Source organism: Nonomuraea sp. NPDC049158 (genome assembly GCF_040648335.1).
Classification (GTDB): domain Bacteria; phylum Actinomycetota; class Actinomycetes; order Streptosporangiales; family Streptosporangiaceae; genus Nonomuraea.
On record NZ_JBEZDM010000063.1, the window covers coordinates 1 to 14,988 of the forward strand.

The 14,988-nt window shown below is 68.0% G+C and carries 17 protein-coding genes and 1 pseudogene; 9 read left to right on the forward strand and 9 right to left on the reverse strand.

Annotation, left to right across the window (positions count from 1 at the left end; genetic code table 11):
* The first annotated feature begins 118 nt into the window (after positions 1-118).
* Positions 119-385, forward strand: a complete 267-nt coding sequence (locus AB0B61_RS55185; RefSeq protein ID WP_358449954.1) for a transposase — start codon at positions 119-121, stop codon at positions 383-385.
* Positions 386-457: 72 nt separating this feature from the next.
* Here AB0B61_RS55185 and AB0B61_RS55190 read toward each other — a convergent pair whose 3' ends face one another.
* Positions 458-1,537, reverse strand: a complete 1,080-nt coding sequence (locus AB0B61_RS55190) for a hypothetical protein (protein ID WP_358450022.1) — start codon at positions 1,535-1,537, stop codon at positions 458-460.
* A 361-nt stretch (positions 1,538-1,898) separates the two neighbouring features.
* Positions 1,899-2,771 carry a hypothetical protein gene (locus AB0B61_RS55195; RefSeq protein ID WP_358449956.1) on the reverse strand — a complete coding sequence of 291 codons (873 nt, stop codon included), beginning with the start codon at positions 2,769-2,771 and terminating at the stop codon, positions 1,899-1,901.
* Between the two features lie 1,038 nt (positions 2,772-3,809).
* Here AB0B61_RS55195 and AB0B61_RS55200 point away from each other — a divergent pair.
* On the forward strand, positions 3,810-4,082 hold the full coding sequence (locus AB0B61_RS55200; RefSeq protein WP_358450024.1) for an IPT/TIG domain-containing protein: 273 nt from the start codon (positions 3,810-3,812) through the stop codon (positions 4,080-4,082).
* A gap of 81 nt (positions 4,083-4,163) precedes the next feature.
* Entirely contained in the window at positions 4,164-4,634 is a 471-nt protein-coding gene (locus AB0B61_RS55205; protein ID WP_358449958.1) for a hypothetical protein, read from the forward strand.
* 271 nt (positions 4,635-4,905) lie between these two features.
* On the opposite strand, the pseudogene AB0B61_RS55210 reads toward AB0B61_RS55205, so the two are convergent.
* Both AB0B61_RS55210 and AB0B61_RS55215 read right to left on the reverse strand, forming a co-directional pair.
* A pseudogene (locus AB0B61_RS55210) lies at positions 4,906-5,106 on the reverse strand (transposase family protein); the annotation flags it as partial.
* A gap of 41 nt (positions 5,107-5,147) precedes the next feature.
* The gene (locus tag AB0B61_RS55215) at positions 5,148-5,984 is read right to left on the reverse strand and encodes an MBL fold metallo-hydrolase (RefSeq protein ID WP_358449960.1); all 837 of its coding nucleotides are present in this window, start codon (positions 5,982-5,984) and stop codon (positions 5,148-5,150) included.
* 74 nt (positions 5,985-6,058) lie between these two features.
* Here AB0B61_RS55215 and AB0B61_RS55220 point away from each other — a divergent pair, with 74 nt between their 5' ends.
* Positions 6,059-6,556 (forward strand): helix-turn-helix domain-containing protein, encoded by a 498-nt coding sequence (locus AB0B61_RS55220; protein WP_358449962.1) that lies wholly within the window; start codon positions 6,059-6,061, stop codon positions 6,554-6,556.
* A 20-nt stretch (positions 6,557-6,576) separates the two neighbouring features.
* Here the strand turns inward: AB0B61_RS55220 and AB0B61_RS55225 are convergent, their stop codons facing one another.
* Positions 6,577-7,128, reverse strand: a complete 552-nt coding sequence (locus AB0B61_RS55225; RefSeq protein ID WP_358449964.1) for a helix-turn-helix domain-containing protein — start codon at positions 7,126-7,128, stop codon at positions 6,577-6,579.
* A 77-nt stretch (positions 7,129-7,205) separates the two neighbouring features.
* On the opposite strand from AB0B61_RS55225, the gene AB0B61_RS55230 reads away from it, so the two are divergent.
* Positions 7,206-8,435: an FAD-dependent monooxygenase gene (locus AB0B61_RS55230; protein ID WP_358449966.1), complete on the forward strand. Its 1,230-nt coding sequence runs from the start codon at positions 7,206-7,208 to the stop codon at positions 8,433-8,435.
* A gap of 114 nt (positions 8,436-8,549) precedes the next feature.
* On the opposite strand, the gene AB0B61_RS55235 is transcribed toward AB0B61_RS55230, so the two are convergent.
* The 3 genes from AB0B61_RS55235 to AB0B61_RS55245 form a co-directional block, all read right to left on the reverse strand.
* A complete protein-coding gene (locus tag AB0B61_RS55235) occupies positions 8,550-9,458 on the reverse strand; it encodes a hypothetical protein (protein ID WP_358449968.1) in 909 nt (302 codons plus the stop codon).
* A gap of 114 nt (positions 9,459-9,572) precedes the next feature.
* Complete coding sequence (locus AB0B61_RS55240; RefSeq protein ID WP_358449970.1) at positions 9,573-10,184, reverse strand: TetR/AcrR family transcriptional regulator C-terminal domain-containing protein; 612 nt, start codon at positions 10,182-10,184, stop codon at positions 9,573-9,575.
* On the reverse strand, positions 10,181-10,615 hold the full coding sequence (locus AB0B61_RS55245; RefSeq protein WP_358449972.1) for a hypothetical protein: 435 nt from the start codon (positions 10,613-10,615) through the stop codon (positions 10,181-10,183). Before AB0B61_RS55245 ends, AB0B61_RS55240 begins: the two co-directional genes overlap by 4 nt.
* A 109-nt stretch (positions 10,616-10,724) precedes the next feature.
* Here AB0B61_RS55245 and AB0B61_RS55250 point away from each other — a divergent pair, with 109 nt between their 5' ends.
* From AB0B61_RS55250 to AB0B61_RS55265, 4 genes are all read left to right on the forward strand, one after another.
* Complete coding sequence (locus tag AB0B61_RS55250; RefSeq protein ID WP_358450026.1) at positions 10,725-11,267, forward strand: RNA 2'-phosphotransferase; 543 nt, start codon at positions 10,725-10,727, stop codon at positions 11,265-11,267.
* Positions 11,268-11,343: 76 nt separating this feature from the next.
* Entirely contained in the window at positions 11,344-12,819 is a 1,476-nt protein-coding gene (locus AB0B61_RS55255; RefSeq protein ID WP_358449974.1) for a serine hydrolase domain-containing protein, read from the forward strand.
* Positions 12,816-13,802 carry a histidine kinase gene (locus tag AB0B61_RS55260; RefSeq protein WP_358449976.1) on the forward strand — a complete coding sequence of 329 codons (987 nt, stop codon included), beginning with the start codon at positions 12,816-12,818 and terminating at the stop codon, positions 13,800-13,802. The genes AB0B61_RS55255 and AB0B61_RS55260 overlap by 4 nt, the downstream gene beginning before the upstream one ends.
* Positions 13,799-14,449 (forward strand): response regulator transcription factor, encoded by a 651-nt coding sequence (locus AB0B61_RS55265; protein WP_358449978.1) that lies wholly within the window; start codon positions 13,799-13,801, stop codon positions 14,447-14,449. The genes AB0B61_RS55260 and AB0B61_RS55265 overlap by 4 nt, the downstream gene beginning before the upstream one ends.
* Here the strand turns inward: AB0B61_RS55265 and AB0B61_RS55270 are convergent.
* Positions 14,438-14,911: an Lrp/AsnC family transcriptional regulator gene (locus tag AB0B61_RS55270; RefSeq protein WP_358449980.1), complete on the reverse strand. Its 474-nt coding sequence runs from the start codon at positions 14,909-14,911 to the stop codon at positions 14,438-14,440. The genes AB0B61_RS55265 and AB0B61_RS55270 overlap by 12 nt on opposite strands.
* Between the last annotated feature and the right edge of the window lie 77 nt (positions 14,912-14,988).

The following is a 14,988-nucleotide window of genomic DNA, read 5'->3' on the forward strand; positions in this document are numbered from 1 at the left end:
CCCCTCGAACGAGGGACCGGGGCACCGCGGGTTGTGTGCGGCGCGCCCATGGCGTTGGGTCGCGCGCCGCACTTACTACCATCCCGGTAGTGGACACCAGGGCTTCTCAGGACGGCTCGTGGACTGGGCCCGTGACATGCTGCGCACTGCTCTGGAGATCGTGCGCAAGCCCGCTGACCATCGCGGCTTCAGCGTCATCGCCCGCCGGTGGATGGTAGAGAGGACACTGGCCTGGCTGACCGCCTGCCGACGATTGGCTCGTGACCACGAACGCGACCCTGCCGTCTCCGAGGCGATCATCCGCTGGGCTGCCGTCGCCGGCATGACCCGCCGCATCTCCCGAGGGGGACCCGCCCGAGGTCAGCCCCGCTACGTCTGTGACTGAGGCTGATCGTCCATCTCAGCACGCACTCAGAAAATGGCACTTCCCGGAAAGTAAGCGTCAGTGATGGATTGCTCAGGCGAGACTCCACATCCGGATCGTGGTGTCGAGGCTGCCGGAGACGACGACGGGGGTGCCGTCCTCGCGTGTGCCCACAGCCAGAGCGCTGATGTTGTCGGTGTGACCGGTGAAGGGGCCACTAAGGGGTCGGCCGGTGTCGAGGTTGCGCACCACCAGGTTGCGGTCGTTGCCACCCGAGACGATGACCGGGGTGCCGTCACCGTCCTTGGCCGTCACGACGAAGGAGTGGTGGGCGTTTCCTTCATGCGTCAGGGGCTCCCCGAGGGGCCGGCCCGACTCCAGGCTCCAAATGCGCAGTGTCGCTGGTGGGCTTCCCTCGTCCAGAGGGAAGTTCGGGACCTCTGCCGAGATCACGACGCGCTGTCCATCGCTGCGCTCCGCGATCGCCATCCCGTACACCATGCAGGTGAAGCAGGCGTTGAGAGGCTTGCCGATGGGTTTACGCGTGTCGAGGTTCCAGATCCGCATCCTTGCGTCGGTGCTGCCGGTCACAAAGACGGGCGACCCATCGGCGCGCTTGGTGACTTCGATGTCCATGACACCGGAATAGTGACCCCACCACGGCTTACCGATGAGCTTGCCGGTGTTCAGGTTCCACATGTGGAGCGCCACCATTTTGCGGCCCTCGCCGCTGGAGATGATGACCGGCGTGCCGTCACTACGCTTCCCAACGGCAACCGCGTGGACGAGTGCGTGCCCGGTTCTGAGTGGTTTGCCCAAGGGCTTGCCGGTGTCGAGGTTCCACATCCGTACGGTGCCGTCCTCACCGCCGGAGACGATGACAGGAGTGCCGTTGCTGCGCCTGCCGATAGCCACGTCGTACGCCGGCCGGTGATGGCCGGTGATGGGCCTGCCGAGCGGCTTACCCGTGTCGAGGCTCCACACCCGCAGCGTCTTGTCGAAGCCGGCAGAGACGATGACTCGGGTGCCGTCGCTGCGCTCGCCGATCGCGAGCGCGCTGATGCCGCGTGTGTGGCCCTTCAACGGTCCGCGCAGCTCACTTCCGAAGGGCGGAGCCTCTGCAGGGGATGCAGGCCGGGCAGGTTGGCCAGCGAGGGCGACCGGCGTCGCCATCACCACGGGAGTGTGCCAGCACGTGCCTGCTACCAGGAGACCCAGCGCGACCACCAGCGTTCCGGCACCCGTCCTTACCGCACGTCGCGCCATCTCCTCGTCCTTCCAGACGTTCTGCCCCGGAGTCATGATCGTGATCACGGGCAGGCGTCACTGTAGCGGCCGGGATCCTTGTTCCGGAAGAGCTGACGCTTTACCGCAGCCTGCGCAGGAACGGCTCTGCGAGACGGGCATGTGATAGCGGACCTGTTCGGGGGCTTGCAGGCCCCGAGCCCGCACCACGGATGCACCTGCTGCTCGACGCACCAATGCCTCTCGTCACGCCGTCATGCCAAACATAAACAATCTTCTCAACCACGCTTTAAGGGTGCTGCCAGCCTGGTTCGTTGAACAGATCTTGGAGGGCCTGGGCGGTGGCCGCGCGGGTGAGCCAGAGTTCGAGTTGGCCGAGGTCTGTGCAGGCGGTGATCTGGGCGCGAATGTCGTCGGGGACGTTGAAATCGCGGGCGGCGAGGACGAGCAGCACCGATCTGGCGGCCTCTTCCGCTTTGCCGCGGCCGAAGTGCTCGCGGGCGAAGGGGCTGTAGACCGGCCATTCGGTGGACGCGGACTTCATGATCTCCTCCATGAGGCGGCGGATCTCGGGCGTGGACATGCTGTATGCGTATTCATAGTAATCCGGAGCGTGTTCGTCGGTCACGTCCGCGAGTGCGGCGGTGAACGCCTCGATGACCTTGCGGTCGCGTCCGTGGACCATGACCGACATGGCGGCGAGGTGCGGGTGGGCGGCGGCCTCTTGGGGGTCGGTGATGGCCGGGATGCCGTCCGGCCCCAGCACCCAGGGTCGCAGGCGGTAGCCGGTCAGCCCGGACTCGATCGGCTGTGCGTAGTGGGTGGCGACGTTGCGGTCGGGGCAGATGACCAGGACCGAGACGTCACAGCCCAGCATGAGCCACAGGGCGGCGGCGTAGCGGGCGAGCTGCCGGGGATCCTTGGACTTGTCCTGCTGGATCTCCACGATGATGGCGTGGGCGGGCGTTTGTGGTGGCCCCAGCACGAGGACCAGGTCGGCCTCGATGTCGTCGGAAGGGCGGGTGTTGAAGGTGCTCGTCTCCCGCCGGATCAGCGGGGTGGCGGGCAGGTCCGCTCCCAGGAAGTCACGCAGGATCTCCACCGCCAGTTGAGGGCGGTCGGCGAACAGCTTGATGAGGGTGTCGTGTCGGGGGGACGGCATGGCGCTCATTGTTACATCACAAGTACAGAAAGTGATGGTTATTCATGTGCCTTCGGTATGGCGCCTCACCGCTGGCCCGAGTTCCTGGTCAACGCCCTCGGCCGAGTTCTCGCTCGAACACTCTCCACCATGGCCCGCAACCCCGCCTCGAACCACTGCTCATAGAACGCCACCGCGGCCGCGTCGCCTTCCACCGCCGGCCGGGTGCGCGGTGGGGTGCCGACCTGAGCCAGGGCGTGGCCCAGGACATATACCGCGATCGACTGGATGGCGGTGAGTGCGGCCTGACGAAGTGCCTCGGGCCACGGCGTGTCCGCGTCGAGGTCGATCGCCTCTGACCTTTCTGCTTGTCAGGGCGGTTCGTCGCGGGGACCTTGGTCGGCTACCCCGGGCGGTGCCCGGTCCTGACACGACGGTGCCCCGGCCCCTCGAACGAGGGACCGGGGCACCGCGGGTTGTGTGCGGCGCGCCCATGGCGTTGGGTCGCGCGCCGCACTTACTACCATCCCGGTAGTGGACTAGCGTCCCTTGGGCGGGATTCGCCTGGGCGGCGCGATGGGCCGCTGCGGCATCCTCGGCATCTGCCGGGGCACCGGTGGCGTCTCCTGCCCAGGGAGGTTCTTACCGTGTCGCTTCTTGCCTGAACGTACTCGCATGAGGAAGCTCCTTTACGTAATTCACGACGCGGCCAGGGCCGGTCGACAAGCTCAGCTGCCGCGTCTGGACGAGGTCGGCGGGCATACACACCGCCGGGCGGGGCCGAGTGGCCGGGGTATTGGCACCCCAACGAATTACAGGTAAAAGCGCATGTCACCGACCCTATGCTTCGTCTGGCGCTCGTCGCAACCGATTTATTCGCGCCCGTGTTCCGTGCGGGCCTGTCGCGCTGGGCGCCCGCCGAGCACCCGTGGGCGCCGACACCTGTGTGCGCCGCCACCCAAACCCCCAAGCCCATCTCGTACGACACGGGAGGTCAAACGGTGTTAAGCGGGACTAGCCGCCGCACTGCGTGCCTACAGCCCGCTCAGCTCCCCGTAGATCCGGCATGGGAAGGCCCACACGTGGGCAGCATCTGATGGCCATGCACCCGCCTCGGCGGCCGCAGGCGGTACCGACCTCACCATCAGGGACTGCAACTTCACACCCGGCTCCACCGTGACGGTCGGTGGTACGGCCGCCACTGCCGTGATCGTGATGGATGACACCACCATCCGATGCAAGAACCAGGCGCACGCAGTCGGCGCGGTGGCCCTCGTGGTCATCACGGACGCGGGGGCGGCGACGAAGGCGAACGGTTTCACCTACGCCTGATTTGCCGTTCAGGCGCGGTGGGCTTCGACCCATTGCGCCTGAACGGTTTCCCTGCCGTGGTGCTCATGCTCGACTGGCTGTGTGCAGAGCGTACTCACCTCTCTGATCGCAGTGATGGGGACTCTTTTCGGGGCATCGCTGACCTACATCTTCCAGAGCCGGGCCAGCCGCCGTGCGGAGCGGTTCGCTCGCGATGAGCGGCTCCGTCAGGAACGCCTGACGGTCTACAGCTCCTACGCCGGTGCGGTGTTCGATTTACGGCGCAAAAACGCTGACCAGTGGGCAGCCCGTGTTGAGGGATCGTCTGATTCGCTCGCCTACAAGGAAGCACGGGCGGCCAAGACCACGAGTCGCGTTGCGGCCTACGAAGGTCTAGCGAGGGTGATGTTGGTGACGGACGATGAGCAGGTCATCGACCTGGCGCGTGCAGCGCTGGAGCTCACCAGGGGCCTGTATAAGGCTGAATCCGCAGAAGAACTCGACTTGCGCCAGAAAGGCATCAGGCAAGCGCTGCAGACCTTTGTTGAAGCGGCCGCCGCCCACGTGAGGTAGGCACGCCGCAACACTTCACACCCGGTAGGGGCGTTAGCGCTGGTTTCGGGCACTCTGCCCCGGTTCGTACGCAGGGAGGGGGCCCAAGGTGCGGGTGCCGCTCGAACACAAGTCGGTGGCGGTCTCGCTGATCTCCGCCGCAGTAGACGATCCCGTGGGGGACGATTCGCTGCCTGGTGTGTCGATCACGGGGATCGAGGACAACGTCGGCGACATCATCATGCCCGGAGCCTTCTCCCGGACGATCGCCCTGCGGAAACCGAAGGGCGGTGTAGCGCCAGGCCGTGGTGGCGTCGATGGTGAAGCCAGCAGCCAGGCGGGCGTAAGTGTCGCCGTTGCGCAGGTGCGCCAGGACCAGCAGCGCTTGCTGGGCCGGCTCTGATCTCCGCTACCGGGATCGACGTTCGGCACGCCGGGTGCGGCCATCGCGACCAGGGTCGTCAGGTTGAAAGAGCTCACTGTCTTGAGCCAAGAAGTCGGCAGGACGTGCAGGCCAGTCCCGCAAGCGGATCGCTAGCCGGGCGTCCCGTCGCGCTCGCTTCTTCGGGCGAGGCGCTTGGCTTGCCCGTCGTGCACATCGCTTACCCACTCCCAGCCGGGCTTGGCCGATGGGCCGATCCGCGGGTCATCGGGAACATGGCCCTCACGCAAGGCGAGCACGTACGCCCGATCCCGCTCGATCCGCGCGTGTACCTGATCAGCTCCGCCGACTGACCCGTGCCCAGGGACGAGGACATCGACGTCGCCCGCCACGCTCTCCAGCAGTCGCAGCGCTGCTAGGTAGTCCTCGATCGGGTCAGCGGTGCCGTTCAGGTCGAGCATCGGAACCAGGACATCAGAGAGCATGTCGCCGGCGACGAGAACCCCGCGTTCCTCGATGAACAGCGCCGCATGGCCCGGTGCGTGCGCTTGGTGCTCGATGATCCGGGCTTGGGGGCCATCCCATGGAATCTGCGCCGTCTCGGCGGGCAGGGCGGTGATGAGGCCGAGCAGGTCCAGCGGTACCTGTCCGGCGATTTCCGTCTCAAGCAGGTGGTCGGCGATGTGGGCCTTCGCATCCGGGTCGGAAAGCTGATCCCGGACACTGGCCGAGCAGCGGGCCGTGCCGTAGCGAGGGGCCGCGCCGAGCTGGGGGTGCCAGAGCAGGTGATCCCAATCCGGGTGCGTCGAGAAGCCTGCCACCACGGTCTGGCCCGAATCGGACAGGTCGTTCGCGAGGCAGGCCAATTCGTGGTTCTGCACCCCAGGGTCGATGAGCAACACGCCGGCCCGGCCGTGCACGACAACGGCGTTGCTCTGGCAGAACTCGCTCTCGTGGATCAGCACACCCTCCGCGACCTGCCTCAGCACGGGTGGCCCCTTCCGCTTGTGGTTTGCAACCGCTTTGAGACCGTAGTACCGGGTGCTGGTAGATTGCAAGCACTATGGGCGAAGTGCATGAGCCGCGGTCGGGGTGCCCGATCAACGCCACCGTCGAGGTGTTCGGTGATCGCTGGAGCCTGCTCGTCCTTCGCGACATCGTCTTCGGAGACCGCCGCTATTTCCGAGAGCTGCAGGCCGGCTCAGAAGAGGGGATCGCGTCAAATATTCTCGCCGACCGACTCAAGCGACTCGTCGGGTTGGGATTGCTCACCCGTGAGGACGCGCGAGCCGGCCAGCGGGCGCGCTACAGCCTGACCGAACCCGCGATCCAACTCGTACCCGTGTTCGCGCAGCTCGGCAGCTGGGGGCTTCGCCACCGGCCCACGAGCCGCGCGCTGCGCGTTCGCGCCGAGCTTCTCGAACAAGGCGGCCCCGCGCTTTGGCAAGAGTTCATGGACGAGCTTCGCCACTCGCACCTCGGCTCCGGATCCCCGGCGCGATCACCGAGCGTTCGCGAGCGCCTGAACGCGGCCTACCTCGCTGCTGTCAACTCCTCGTAGCTGCCAGGCAGTCGACTTCGTCAGGCTTCGCGCTGCGGCGAGATGCCCAGGGCCGCGTAGGCGCCGTCCACGGCTGCCCGGCGGAGCTCGTCCTTCGGTACGTCGGTGAACTGGATCGTGCAGTCCTGGAGGCCGCCGAAGGCGATCACGGCCCGGGTGGCCTGCTCGAGCGTGGGTTCGGGGCCGTGCAGCAGCTTCGTCAGCCGCCTGCGCCAGTCCAGCACGAGGTCGATCAGGCCCAGGTCGGCGAGCGTGGTCAGCTCGCTGAGCATGAGCACCATCGCTTCGCGGTGGCGGTAGTGGAAGTCGAAGTAGCCCTCCAGCAGGGCGCGGGGGTCGACCTCGGCCAGTGCCTCCTGGCCCGTCAGGAACGCCTCTTCCTCCTCGATGATCGGCTGCACGATGCTGCGGACCAGGTCCTCGCGTGAGGAGAAGTGGTAGTAGAGCGCCGGCTTGGTGATGCCCAGCTGGTCGGCGATCTCCTGAAGGCTGGTCCGCTGCACACCTTTCTGGGCGAAGAGCTCGCGGGCGACGTCCTGGATCCGCTGCTTGGTGTCAGAGGGACGAGGCATGCCGTAAGTCTATCTGACTTAATGATAGGTAAGTAACCATGTTACGCTTACTTATCGTTAAGAAAGGAAGCGTGCACATGCGGATTCTCATCTCCGGCGCCAGCGTTTCCGGGCCGGTACTGGCGTACTGGCTGACCAGGCACGGCTTCTCCGTCACGGTCGTCGAGCGCGCGCCGACTCTGCGCAAGACCGGCGGCCACGCGGTCGACCTGTTCCGGCCCGCTATGAACATCTCGGAGAAGATGGGCGTGCTCGCGCGCATCGAGGGGCGGGCCACCGGCGCGAACCGGATGACCGCGTACGGCGAGGGCGCGCGGCGTCCCGTACGGGTGGACCTCTCCAAGATCTTCGGCGCCGCCGAAGGCCGGCACGTCGAGATCATGCGCGACGACCTGAGCGAGATCTATTACGACGCCACGCGCGAGGACGTCGAGTACATCTTCGGCGACTCGATCACCGCGATCTCACCCGACGGCGAGGTGCGGTTCGAGAACGCCGCGCCGCGCCGTTTCGACCTCGTCGTCGGCGCGGACGGGCTGCACTCCAACGTGCGCCGCCTCGTCTTCGGCGACGAGTCCCGCTTCAGCGCATTCATCGGGGCCTACCTCGGGGTGCTGACCCTGCCCAACGCCGCCGACCTCGACGGCGAGCTCCTCATGCACGTCGGCGTCGGCCGCACCGCCGGCATGTACGGCGCGCGGCACCTCGGCGAGGCGCGGGCGATGTTCCTGTTCCGGAGCGAGCGCGAGCTCGACTACTCCCATCGCGACGTGCCCCGGCAGAAGGAGCTGCTGCGCGGTGCGTTCAGGGGCCTGCACACCGACGTGGACCGCTGGCTGGCCGAGCTCGACCGCACCCCGGCGTTCTACTTCGACTCGATCACCCAGCTCCACATGGACACCTGGTCGCGGGGGAGGGTCACGCTCGTCGGCGACGCGGGCTACTGCCCCGGCCCCGCCGTCGGCGGCAGCACCAGCCTGGCGGTCGTCGGCGCGTACGTCCTCGCCGGGGAGCTGGCGCGGGCGGGCGGCGACCACGAGCGCGCCTTCCCCGCCTACGAGCGCGTGATGGCGGAGCACGTACGCGGCAGCCGCGCCGTCGCGCTGAGCGCGGCGAAGACCCTGGTCCCCACGTCCCGCCTCGGCGTGCGGGGATTGGTCCAGGGCCTTCGCCTGATCTCCGCCCTGCCCGCGGGGCCCAGCCGCGCCCTCGTCCGCCTCACCACCAAGAGCGCCCGCCTCTACAACTCCATGATCGTTGACGACTACCCGGTGTCGCCCAGCCGGGTCGGCCTGGAAAATCACTGAAGGTCGTTTTCGATTTGTGTGCGGCGCGCGGCGCAACCGATCTATTCGGGCGTTTCGTGCGGGCCCTTCGCTCTACGGCGAGGCCCGCCGCCGCGGTCGCTCTTTTGGATGCTGTCAGCCTGGTTCGTTGAACAGGTCTTGGAGGGTCTGGGTGGTGGCCGCGCGGCTGACCCAGGTTTCGAGTTGGGCAAGGTCTGTGCAGGCGGTGATCTGAGCGCGAATGTCGTCGGGGACGGTGAAGCCGCGGGCGGCCAGCACGAGCAGCACCAATCTGGCGGCCTCTTCCGCTTTGCCCGCTGTCCAGCCTTCGGCCATGCCTTCGGCAATGCCGTCTGCTTTGCCGCGGCCGTAGTGTTCGCGGGCGAAGGGGCTGTAGACCGGCCATGTGGGGGACGCGGACTTCATGATCTCCTCCATGAGGTGGCGGATCTCGGGCGTGGACATGTCGTAAGCGTATTCATAGTAATCCGGAGCGTGTTCGTCGGTTACGCCCGCCAGCGCGGCGGCGAACGCCTCGATGACCTTGCGGTCGCGTCCGTGGACCATGACCGACATGGCGGCGAGGTGCGGGTGGGCGGCGGCCTCTTGGGGGTCGGTGATGGCCGGGATGCCGTCCGGCCCCAGCACCCAGGGTCGCAGGCGGTAGCCGGTCAGCCCGGACTCGATCGGCTGTGCGTAGTGGGTGGCGACGTTGCGATCGGGGCAGATGACCAGGACCGAGACGTCGCAGCCCAGCATGAGCCACAGGGCGGCGGCGTAGCGGGCGAGCTGCCGGGGATCCTTGGACTTGTCCTGCTGGATCTCCACGATGATGGCGTGGGCGGGCGTTTGTGGTGGCCCCAGCACGAGGACCAGGTCGGCCTCGATGTCGTCGGAAGGGCGGGTGCTGAAGGTGCTCGTCTCCCGCCGGATCAGCGGGGTGGCGGGCAGGTCCGCCCCCAGGAAGTCACGCAGGATCTCCACCGCCAGTTGAGGGCGGTCGGCGAACAGCTTGATGAGGGTGTCATGTCGGGGGGACGGCATGACACTCATTGTTACATCACGAGCACGTAAAGTGATGGCTATTCGCATGCCTTCGGGCATGGCCCCCTGTCCGGGTCCTGCCGTGACATGCATACAGTTGGCGCAAGCGCGTGGTCAACGCCCTCGGTCGAGTCCTCCCTCGAAACCCGACACCATGGCTCGCAACCCCGCCTCGAACCACTGGTCATAAAACGCCACCGCGGTCTCCGCCGGTGGTTCAGGGGTGTTGGTGTCCGGTGGGGTGCCGACCTGGGCCAAAGCATGGCCCAGGACATAGACGGCTACCGACTGGATCGCGGTGAGTGCGTCCTGGCGTGGGATTCCCGCTGCCTCGAAACGGTCCAGCAGCCCGGCCAGCAGTTCCAGGCCCAGGTCGATGTCCACCGGGTGGGTGGCCAGCAGGGGCACGGCGTGCGGATGGCCGAGCAGCATCAGCCGGTAGGAACCCGCGAACCGGGCCAGCGCCTCGGGCCATGGCGTGTCGGCGTCGAGGTCGATCACCGCCTCGGCGAACAGGTGGTCGACCACTGCGGCGAGCACCGCGTCCCGGTTCGGCAGGTGGCGATACAGGGACATGGCCGCGACCCCGAGCTGGGTGCCGAGGCGGCGCATGGTGAGCGCGTCGAGCCCCTCGGCGTCCACTACCTCGATGGCCGCGGCCACGATCCGTTCGCGGGTCAGGACGGCTGGGCGTCCCCTGCCGCGCCGGGGTGCGGGCTCGTTCATCCGGTCAGCGTAGCGATCAGCGTGGTGGCCAGCATGAGCAGGGACAGAGCGCCCACCACCAGGTGCTGAACGTCTACCACCACATCATGTCCCTCGATCGGCAGGATCTTGAGCGTCCGGCTGTACTCGCGTTGGTACGTCTCCCGCTGCGCGGCCGTGGCGGTGCCGAAGTAGGGGATCCACCAGTTCCACAGGTGTCCGCCGACTATGACGAGGCAGAGTGCGGTGGCGGCGAGCAGCGACCAGGTTCGGTGCAGTGCGACCCCGGCCGCGATCAGTAACGGGAACGGGTAGTTGATGCCCGCCGCGAGTACGCGCTGTCCGACGTTGCCGGGCCGCAGGTCGTTCAGCGGGAACATCGGCACCCACTCGGTCACGACGAGCCAGCCGAGCCAGACGAACGGGACGATGATCGCGATGGTGGTGGTCATGGTGTCGGCCTCCTGATTGATTTTGTGTACCTTGTAAGCTTACGTCGTACACAAAATCCAGACAATAGGGTTGCCGGAGATCGGGCCGCTGCGACATGCTCGGAAGATGATTGACGATCGGCGTATGGTGCGGATCTCCAAATACCTGTCCAAGCACCTGCGTCACGAGCCCGGGCGGATCGGGATCGAGCTGGACGAGCGCGGCTGGGTGGACGTCGGCGTCTTCCTCCGGGCCGCCGCCTCCCATGGGTTCCCGATCGACCCGGCCGATCTGCAGCGGGTCGTGGCGGGCAACGACAAGCAGCGCTTCGCCCTTGAGAACGGCAGGATCCGCGCGAACCAGGGGCATTCCATCGAGGTCGACCTGGACCTGCCGGTGGCGACGCCGCCCGCATGCCTGTACCACGGCACGGTGGCGAAGAGCCTGCCCGCGATCCGGGCCGAGGGGCTGCGGCCGATGAACCGCCACCACGTCCACCTGTCGCCCGACCGCGAGACGGCGACGCGGGTGGGGGCGCGGCGGGGCAGACCGGTGGTCCTGCCGGTGGACGCTGCGGCGATGCACGAGGCGGGACACGAGTTCCGGGTCAGCGCCAACGGGGTGTGGCTCGTGGACGAGGTGCCACCCACGTATCTGCGGTTCCCGGACTGACGTCAGACTTTCGTCAGGGGTGGTCCTGGACGGTCGGCGGATCTTTTCCGGGCCGCCGATTTCTACCGTCGTCACTATGAAACGCAAGCTCATCGGCGTCCTGGCGGCGACAACGGCGCTGACCTTCGCCCTGACCGCGCCCGCCGCCGGTTCAACTGAACAGCCGGCGCCGACCCCGGCCGCCATCGACTCCTACCTCACCAAGGTCGTGGAGTCCACCGGGCTGCCGGGCATGTCCGTCGTGGTCACCCACAACGACCAAGTGATCCACGCCGCCGGCTACGGCCAGGGCTCCGACGGCAGGCCCGTCACCGCCGACACCCCCATGCGCGTCGCCTCCGTCAGCAAGTCGTTCACCGCCATGGCCGTGATGACGCTGGTCGACGCGGGCAAGATCAAGCTGGACGAGCCGGTCGCCAAGCAGCTGCCCGGCTTCCAGCTGGCGGACCCGCGCGGCGCGGCGATCACCGTACGTCAGCTGCTCAACCAGACCTCCGGCCTGTCCGACACCACCCTCGACATCAACGCCCTGGAGGAGACCACCTCCCTCGCCCAGTACGTGGACCGGCTCAAGACCGGCGCGCTCGCCACCGACCCCGGCACCCACTGGGCGTACTGCAACGCCAACTACGACCTGGCCGCCCGCCTGGTCGAGGTCGCGAGTGGCCAGAGCTTCGACGACTACCTGAAGCAGCACGTGTTCGCCCCGCTCGGCATGACCCACAGCGCCCTGCGGAGTGAGGTGGTCGGGCCGTCGGACGGCTACAACTCGGTGTTCGGCGCCTGGCTGGCGCGCCCCGAACTGCCCGGGTTCCTCGACGGCAGCGGCTCCGGCGGGGTCATCACCACCGCCGCCGACATGGGCGCCTGGCTGATCAACCAGAACGGGAAGGGCAAACCGCTCGTCACCTCCCAAAGTCTGCGGACCATGCACACCCCGTCCAAGGTCAGCGATTACGGCATGGGCTGGGCCCCCGACAGCGACACCAAGCTGCTCGTGCACTCCGGCAACCTGTTCACCTACACCGCCGTCGAGGCGATCTCCCCAGAGACCGGCTACGGCTTCGCGGTCATGACCAACAGCGCGGCCCTCACCGACGACACGTACGCCGTCGCCACGGGTCTGTTCGCGATGACCCAGGGGCGGACGCCGGAGCTGCCCGGTGGTGGGCGGCAGACATTCGAGCTGGTGCTGGGCCTCATCGGGCTGGCCGCCATCGGGCTGGGCATCCTGGGCGTGTGGCGGTCACGACGCTGGGCGGCCGGGCGGGCCGGGCATCCCGGGTGGCGGATCGCGCTGCGGATGGTGCCGGTGCTGCTGCCGGCCGCGGTACTGGCGGCGTATCCGGACCTGATCTCGTTCATCTCGAACGGGCGGACGATCACCTGGGCCCAGCTCACCTACTTCCCCGCACCGTTGACGATCACCCTGGCGGTCGCGGCGCTCGCGGGAGTGGCCACGGCGGCGATGCGGATCGTCCGGCTGCGGGAGCGCAAGGCTGACACGGTTCCGCAGGTCATCCCGTCTGAGTCGATAAGGTCTGGTAGGTGAGAAACGGCGCGATTCTGGCGGTGGTCGCGGGGATCAGCCTGGTCAACGGGCTGTACCTCGACCACATCCCGACCTGGCGGCAGTTGCTGTTCGCGGTCATCGCCGTGCTCGCCTACCTGCACGGCAGGCATCTTCCGGTGCGCCGGGACTGGCTGGTCCTGGGCGCGGTCGCGATACCCGGTGTTGTGGAGCTGGGGGTGAGCCTCTGGGACGGGGTGGGTGCGCTGATGGCCATGGCGCTGTTCGCGGTGCTGCCCTGGCTGGCGGGGCGCTTCCGGCGGCAGCAGGCGGAGCTGGTCGAGGCGGGCCGGCAGCGGGTCGGTCAGTTGGAGCGGGAGCAGCAGTACACCGCCGAGCGCGTCAAATTGCATGAACGCGCCCGCATCGCCGCCGACATGCACGATTCGCTCGGGCACGAGCTGGCGCTCATCGCGCTGCGGGCCGGCGCCCTGGAGCTGGCGGCCGACATGAACGAGACGAACCGGGAGGCGGCCGCCCAGCTGCGGGCCTCGGCGGTCACGGCCACCGACCGGCTGCGCCGTACCATCGGGGTGCTGCGGGACTCGGGCGGCGCCCCCACGGACCCACCGGACGAGTCGATAGAGACGCTGGTCGAACGGGCCGGGCGGGCCGGCATGGCGGTGACCCTGCGCCGCGACGAGCGCTCGGCGGTCCTGCCGCCGCTGCTGGACCGGGCCGCGCATCGGGTGACGCAGGAGTGCCTGACCAACGCCGCCCGGTACGCACCCGGCGCCGAGGTCCGTGTCACCATCGAGCGCCGCGCCGACACGGTCGTCGTCGTGGTCACCAACGCACCCTCGACCAGCGAAGCGCCGTCCACCGGCGGCGGTGGGACTGGGCTGGCGAGCCTGCGCGAACGCGTACGGCTGCTGGGCGGCACGCTGGAGGCCGGCCCTCATGGAGCGGGATTCACCGTGACGGCCCGGTTGCCATGGCCGAAAGACACAGGGGAGAGCGGATGATCCGGGTGCTGCTGGCCGACGACGAGCCCATGGTCCGGGCCGGGGTGAAGTCGATCCTGGCCACCGACGCGGGCATCGAGATCGTCGCCGAGGCCGCCGACGGCAGGGAGGCCGTCGAGCTGGCCCTGGCGCACCGTCCGGACGTGGCGATGCTCGACATCCGCATGCCCCGCCTCGACGGCCTGTCCGCCGCCGCCGAGCTGCGGGCCGCGCTTCCGGAGGTGGCGGTGGTCATGCTGACCACGTTCGACGAGCGCGAGTACGTCGCCAGGGCGCTCGCGGAAGGCGCGGGCGGCTTCCTGCTCAAGGCCGCCGACCCGCGTGAGCTGATCATCGGTGTCCGGGCGGTCGCGGGCGGCGCGGCGTACCTGTCACCGCGCATCGCCCAGCAGGTCATCGCGGAGCTGGGCGACGGCAGGCTCACCCGGACCTCCACCGCCCGCAAACGGACCGAATCCCTCACCCCCCGCGAACGCGAGGTGCTGGCCCTCATCGGCCGTGGCCTGTCCAACCAGGACATCGGCCGCGAGCTGTTCGTGTCGGAAGGCACGGTCAAGGCCCACGTCAGCGCCATCCTCCTGCGCCTGGAGGTGAACAACCGCGTCCAGGCCGCGATCCTCGCCTACGAGGCGGGGCTAATGAGCTGACTCGTCGTACGGCAGCAGGCTCGGCGCGGTGTTGTGCACCTGCTGGAAGATCACCGACGTACGGAACCCGGCGATCTCCCGCCGCTTGCTGAGCCGGTCGAGCAGGAACGCGTGCAGATGGTCCAGGTCCTGGACCGCGACGTGCAGCAGGAAGTCGTCCCCGCCCGCCAGGACGAACACGCTCAGCACCTCCGGCTGCTCGGCCGCCGACTGCTTGAACGTCTCGATGACGGTCCTGCTCAGCGGGCGGACCTGGACCGAGACGAGCGCCTGGACGCTGCGGTTCAGCGCCGCCGGGGCGATGTCGGCGTGGTAGCCGCGGATGACGCCGCGCCGGGTGAGGGCGCGGACGCGTTCCAGACAGGTGGAGGGGGCGACGCCCAGCTGTCTGGCCAGTTCCCGGTTCGATTGCCGCGCATCCGTTTGAAGAAGCCGAATGATTCCCGTATCAAGTTCATCCACGGCGGCATTATCTCCAGAGAACCGATCAAACGTTCGCCAGAAGGCTGCGAGCGCCACGCGTCCGGCTACTTTCAGCG